The organism is Serratia sp. DD3 (assembly GCF_000496755.2).
This window is the reverse complement of record NZ_AYKS02000023.1, coordinates 1-6,983: the sequence shown is the minus strand read 5'-3', so window position 1 is coordinate 6,983 and position 6,983 is coordinate 1. Positions and strand designations below refer to the sequence as shown.

1 protein-coding gene is annotated in these 6,983 nt (G+C 53.8%); it reads right to left on the bottom strand.

The features are described from left to right. Positions 1-6,968: Ig-like domain-containing protein (locus IO95_RS24995; RefSeq protein ID WP_235186730.1), on the bottom strand; the 6,968-nt coding region annotated here is incomplete at its 3' end. Positions 6,969-6,983 lie beyond the last annotated feature (15 nt).

Sequence of the window (6,983 nt, the reverse complement as noted above, 5' to 3'; positions counted from 1 at the left end):
GAAGAGGTCCCGCTCAAGGTTGGCGTATTGTCCTTGGTCAAACTACCGCTGGCCAATGGCATACGGGTAGCGCCGGTATCATCAATAATACTGTCGATAACCGGAGTGCCTGGGGTCAATGACATAATGACGTCATAGCTGGTGCTCGGCTTGGCGCTATTACCTACCTTGTCAGTCTCTTCTACTGTCAACGTGTTTTTACCGTCATACAGTGAGCCCGTCGCGGTCAACGTCCACTGGCCATTGCTGCCTACGGTGGTGGTACCCAGTACTTTGGTCAGCCCATTGCCATCGGTGCTGTATACCGTGATGGTGTTACCCTCTTCAGCACCGGTACCGTTAACCAACGGATTGCGATCATCCAACACGCTACCCTTGCTGACCGGGCCTGTCACCAGACCATACTGATCGACGACTTCAGTGATCGCCACCTTGCTCACATCCGGTGGCGTGAAGTCCAGCGTCAAGGTAAAGGTGTTGGACGGATCACTGATATTGCCCGCCTTGTCCACCGCCTTGACGTAAAAGTCATGCTTGCCTTCTGACAGGCCGCTGGTTGGCGTAAAGCTCCACTGGCCACTGGCCAGTGCCTGTACTGACCCTATCTCACCATATTGGTCATAGATCTTCACTATGCTGTTGGCTTCCGCATGGCCGCTCAGGGTAGGTGACGGATCATCCGTCGCGCTGCCGCTAGTCATGCTCTGTGGCTGGATATCACCCACATCGTCTGCTGCCGAGTCGATAAACGGTGCTGTCGGGGCCACGGAGTCCACGGTAAACACCCAGGTGCCAGTGGTGCTGACATAACCGGTCAGATCTTTGGCACTGGCACTCAGGGTATGTAAACCTTGGCTCATGTCACTGCTTGGCGTAAAGCTCCAGTTACCACTTGCCCCTACCGTGAGGCTGCCCAGTACGCCATTTTCATCGCTGACGGTGACCACACTGCCCACCTTCGCGGTACCGGTCAGCGTCGGACTGGTATCATCCGTCACCCCATTTTGCGCTACAGAACCCGTGACACTGCCCACGTCATCTTGCAGACCAGTCAGTTGTACCTGGCCTGGCACCACATCTACGTTGAAAATCAGGTGCTGCCCTTTATCACTGGTGTTACCTGCCGGATCCGTCACCGTGGTGGTCAGGTCATGTGGGCCGTTATTCAATGGCGTGCTTGGCGTAAAGCTCCAGTTACCCTGGTCATTCACCAACGCGGTGCCAATCACCTCATCATTATCCCACACAGTCACCACACTGTTCGGCTCTGCCTTGCCACTCAGGGTTGGCGTGTTGTCGTCAGTGGTTTCATCGGTGCTGATTGGCCCGGTCACGCTGCCCACATCGTCGGTCACCACCAGGTCTGTGACCAGTGCCGGTGCCTTGGTATCGACCATGATGTCGAAGATACCTGTCGGTTTGCTGGTGACACCAATCTCATCGGTCACCGTCGCGGTCAGGTTGTGGTTGCCATCAATCAATGCCGTTTCTGGCGTAAAGCTCCAGCTACCATTATTTTCCACTTTCACGCTACCAATGACTTCACCATCGTCATACACCTTCACGATGCCACCCGCCACGGCGGTACCCTTCAGCGTCGGGGTATTATCGTCAGTCACCTTACCCTTCTGCAGCGGTTCAGTCACAGGTCCGACATTATCCTCCACCGACGTAATCACTGGTGGTACTGGCGCGCCAGTTCTGATGGTAATGCTGTATTCGGGTGATGCCACCGTGGTGTTGCCTACCGCATCACTCTCTTTCGCGGTCAACTCAGCAAGACCATCCACAAGCAGCGCTGTCGGCTTCATTGACCAGGAGAGATCATCCTGCACGATCGCCGTACCAATAATCTCGGTGCCGCGGTACACCGTAATGATGTTACCCTTTTCCGCACCGGTTCCGCTGATGGTTGGGCGGGCGTCATCGGTGGTGGTACCCGGAGCTACATTGCCGGTCTTACCCCCCACTTGATCATCCACGCCAGTGATCGTCACTTTGCTGGCATCGGGTGCTGAGTAGTCAGTGGTCAACTTAAAGATGTCGGATGGATCACTGGTGTTACCCGCCTCATCCGTCGCAGTGGTGGTGATCTTGTGCTCACCTTCCACCAATGGGGTGGTTGGGGTAAACGACCAAGCACCATTATCGCCGGCAGCAACTGAGCCCAACAGTTTTCCATCATCATAGATATTGATGATGCTATTTGGCTCTGCCGTCCCTTCGAAGGTCGGGTTGGCATCGTCAGTAGCACTGCCGCTGGTCAATGGACCACGGTTATCACCGACGTCATCAATGGCATTACCCATCACCGGCTGCTCTGGCGCGGCGGTATCTACCTTCAGCTCAAAGGCGGGAGAGGTCACGGTCTTACCGGCGGCATCTTCTGCCGTCACGGTCAGGCTGTGGTTACCTTCGCTCAGATCCGCATCTGGCGTGAAGCTCCAGCTACCATCTTTCTTGACGATAGTGGTACCCAGCACATCATCCCCATCCTTCACGGTGATGACACTGCCTGGCTTGCCGCTGCCGTTCAGTTCTGGACGCGCGTCGTCGGTGACCTGACCGGGTTGCAGGTTACCGGTTACAGACCCTACGTTGTCATTGATTGAACCCAGCTGTACCAGCACCGGGGTATCATCCACCGCAATCTTGATATCCGGGCTTGGCTCACTCACGTTGCCCGCCGGATCAGTCACCGTGGTATTGAGGGTGTGGTCGCCATTATCCAGCGGCTCACTCGGTGTAAAAGTCCATTTACCTTCATCATCGATCTTGGCAGTACCGATTTCTTCACCGTTATCATAAATAGTGACCGTGCCGCCGGGTTCGCCGGTACCGTTCAGGTTTGGTGAACGGTCATCGGTGGTATCCCCCGGTTTCACTTCACCGGTCTTCTCACCCACGTTGTCGGTGATAACGATATCGCCAGCCGAATTAGGCACGGTGGTGTCAATATTAATACCGAAGCTGCCGCTTGGTGCGCTGACATTACCTGCGATATCCGTTGCGGTGGTGGTCAGATTATGGTTGCCATCTTTCAGTTCAGCGCCTGCTGCTGGAGTAAAGGTCCACTCACCCTTGCCGTTGGCCGTGGTTGAACCGATCAGTTCACCGTTATCGTAGATCTTGACCAGGCTGTTGGCTTCTGCACTCCCACTCAGGGTTGGGGTGCTGTCGTTGGTGACATCGTCCTTCTGCAATGGACCCACGTGTGGCTCTGCGTTGTCCACCACGCTGGTGATTGCTGGCTCGGCAGGAATAGTGATGTCAACATTGATGTCATAAGACGGCGTGCTTGGCGTGGTCTTGTTACCCGCCGCATCGACCGCCACGATGGTCAACTGGTTGTTGCCTTCCACCAATGGGGTGGTTGGCGTCAGTGACCAGGTGCCATTATCGAGTACCTTGGTGCTGCCAATCGGGTGATTGCCCGCGTCATCTTTGGTGTACACAATGATGATATCGCCCTTGGTACCAATACCGCTGATCAGCGGCTGGCTGTCATCGGTGCTGTTTCCTGATGCAACGTTACCTGTCGCATTGCCCACACGGTCTTCAACACTGGTGATCTCCAGGAAGCCTGGCCCAATTGGCGAAGCAGTGTAGTCGGTAGTCAACTTAAAGACTTCAGATGGATCACTGGTGTTACCCGCCTCATCCGTCGCAGTGGTGGTGATCTTGTGCTCACCTTCCACCAATGGGGTGGTTGGGGTAAATGACCAGGCACCCTTGTCGTCGGCAGCAGCCGAGCCCAACAGTTTGCCATCATCATAGATATTGATGATGCTATTTGGCTCTGTCGTTCCCTTGAAGGTTGGGTTGGCATCGTCGGTCACACTGCCGCTGGTCAATGGACCACGGTTATCACCGACGTCATCAATGGCGTTACCCATCACTGGCTGCTCTGGCGCGGTGGTATCTACCTTCAGTTCAAAGGCGGGAGAGGTCACGGTCTTACCAGCGGCATCTTCTGCCGTCACGGTCAGGCTGTGGTTACCCTCGCTCAGATCCGCATCTGGCGTAAAGCTCCAGCTACCATCTTTCTTGACGATGGTGGTACCCAGCACATCATCCCCATCCTTGACGGTGATAACACTGCCTGGTTTGCCGCTGCCGTTCAGTTCTGGACGCGCGTCGTCGGTGACCTGACCGGGTTGCAGGTTACCGGTCACAGACCCTACGTTGTCATTGACTGAACCCAGTTGTACCAGCACCGGGGTATCGTCCACCGCAATCTTGATATCCGGGCTTGGCTCACTTACGTTGCCCGCCGGGTCAGTCACGGTAGTATTAAGGGTGTGGTCGCCATTATCCAGCGGCTCAGGCGGGGTAAAAGTCCATTTACCTTCATCATCGATCTTGGCAGTACCGATTTCTTCACCGTTGTCATAAATAGTGACCGTGCCGCCCGGTTCGCCGGTACCGTTCAGGTTGGGTGAACGGTCATCGGTGGTATCCCCCGGTTTCACTTCACCGGTCTTCTCACCCACGTTGTCGGTGATAACGATATCGCCAGCCGAATTAGGCACGGTGGTGTCAACATTAATACCGAAGCTGCCGCTTGGTGCGCTGACATTACCTGCGATATCCGTTGCGGTGGTGGTCAGATTATGGTTGCCATCTTTCAGGGCCACATCGGGGGTAAAGCTCCACTCACCCTTGCCATTGGCCGTGGTTGAACCGATCAGTTCACCGTTATCATAGATATTGACCAGGCTGTTGGCTGTTGCACTCCCACTCAGGGTTGGGGTGGTGTCGTTGGTGACATCGTCCTTCTGCAATGGACCCACGTGTGGCTCTGCGTTGTCCACCACACTGCCGATAGACGGTTCAGTCGATACCGGGATGTACAGCGTAACGTCATAGCTCGGAGAGGAGAAATTACTGCGGTTGCCTGCAGGATCTTGAGCAATAATGACCAGTTGGTTGCTGCCTTCTAACAATGGCAGTTCTGGTGACATGCTCCAGGTATTATTGTCTTGCACGACTGCGCTACCAATCAGATGCTGACCAGCAGCATCGGTGGTGTAGACAAATACCGTATCACCCGCAGTACCAATACCGCTGATCAACGGTTGGCTGTCATCAGTCACCGCACCCTTGGCCACCGCACCCTGGCTACCGCCCACGCGGTCTTCGACGGAAGTAATCGCCAAATGGGCAGGATCATCTAACGGAGCAGTGGTATCAACAGTAAAGTTCAACGGCTCAGAGGGCTTACTTTCGTTACCCGCCGGATCGGTTTCCGTAGTGGTAATACTGTGATTCGTTTCGTCGAGTGGTGTCTCAGGTGTAAAGCTCCACTTGCCGTTGTCGCCAACAACAGTAGAACCAATTTTCTCACCATTATCATAGATATTGATAATATCGCCAGGCTGGCCACCACCACTGAATTCAGGCTGAGTATCATCGGTTGTACCGCCGTTCTTGATTGCGCCGGTGATAGCACCCACGTCATCCTGGGCATTCGACACATCAGGTTGAGCTGGAGGCGTGGTATCAACCACGATCACAATAGGATCGGAAGGTGTGCTGGTATTACCGGCCGGGTCAACTTCACTGACCGTCAGGCTATGGTTACCATCTTTCAAAGGTTCTTCAACCTGATAGCTCCAGTCACCTTTATCATTAACGACCGTAGAACCAATAGGTTGACCATTGTCACTAATAATAATGACATCACCAGGTTGCCCCACACCTTTCAGTTCAGGTTGGGTATCATCCGTGGTGCTGCCACTGGTCAATGGGCCGGTAACAGCACCGACGTCATCGATAACGCTCCCAATAGCAGGCTGGGTAGGGGCTTGTGTATCGACGTTAAATTCCCAACCGCCACTCTGCTTACTCTCATTACCCACAGGGTCGGTTTCAGAAACCGTGATGTTGTGCTTTCCATCAGTCATCGGTGTCTCTGGCTGGAAAGACCAACGACCATCTTCATTGACGGTGGTCTCGCCAATCACATTACCGTTGTCATAGATAGTCACTGTGTCACCTGGCTGACCACTACCGGTCAGGACAGGACGTGGATCATCCGTGGAATCACCCGGTTTTATTTCACCGACAACGTTCCCCGTTTTGTCCATGACATGCTGCATACCAGGGACATCCGGCGGTGTGGCATCAACCGTGAAGTTCAGAGGATCAGAAGGCGAGCTGACATTACCAGACGGATCAGTCTCGGTGATCACCATTTGGTGAGCGCCGTCACCCATTGCTTGATCAGGGGTAAATGTCCAGTTGCCATTGCCATCAATGACCACGCTGCCAATGGCACTACCGTTGTCATACACGGTGATGATGTTACCAGCGACACCTGTACCACTTAAGGTCGGATGAGATTCATCTGTCTGGCCGCCGTTTTTAATTTGGCCCTGAATAGAACCCGTATGGTCAAGTGCACCGCCAATCGCCGGTTTTGCCGGAGGGGTCGGTTCAGGGTTATTATCATCTTTACTACGGTTATGATAGGCAACCGCGGCCCCAGCGCCGATCGCTGTCGCTGCCGCCAGCCAACCCAAAAGACCAAACAGCGCATCATGATTATCATCAGAAGCGACAAAAATGCCTTCACCACTGCCTTGAGATGGACCACCTAATGCTGCAGGCGATGACTCACCATCAGTAAAGAGATAGCCGTGCTCATAGCCTTCCCCGGACAAGGGAACATAGGCATACAGCTGGCCATCTTCAGCCATTCCCAGTAACACCGGGTTGTTGGCTTCACCATTAAAGTAGTCTTCAATAATAATACTGGCTTGTGTGTCCCCTTCCTGGATCACGTGCAACGCCTTGCCGACACGAACTAAAGTCACGTTCTCCGGAGCAAAATCATTGCCTAGATTCTTTAAGACGTATTTATTACCGTGAATTAATTTAACTTTAACTGCATTGTTGGCATTCGCGGTTAATAAACGGGTTTTCCCTTCGCCATTGTTAACAGCCAAAACTATCGTTTTTTCCATTACTTCGTAACTCCA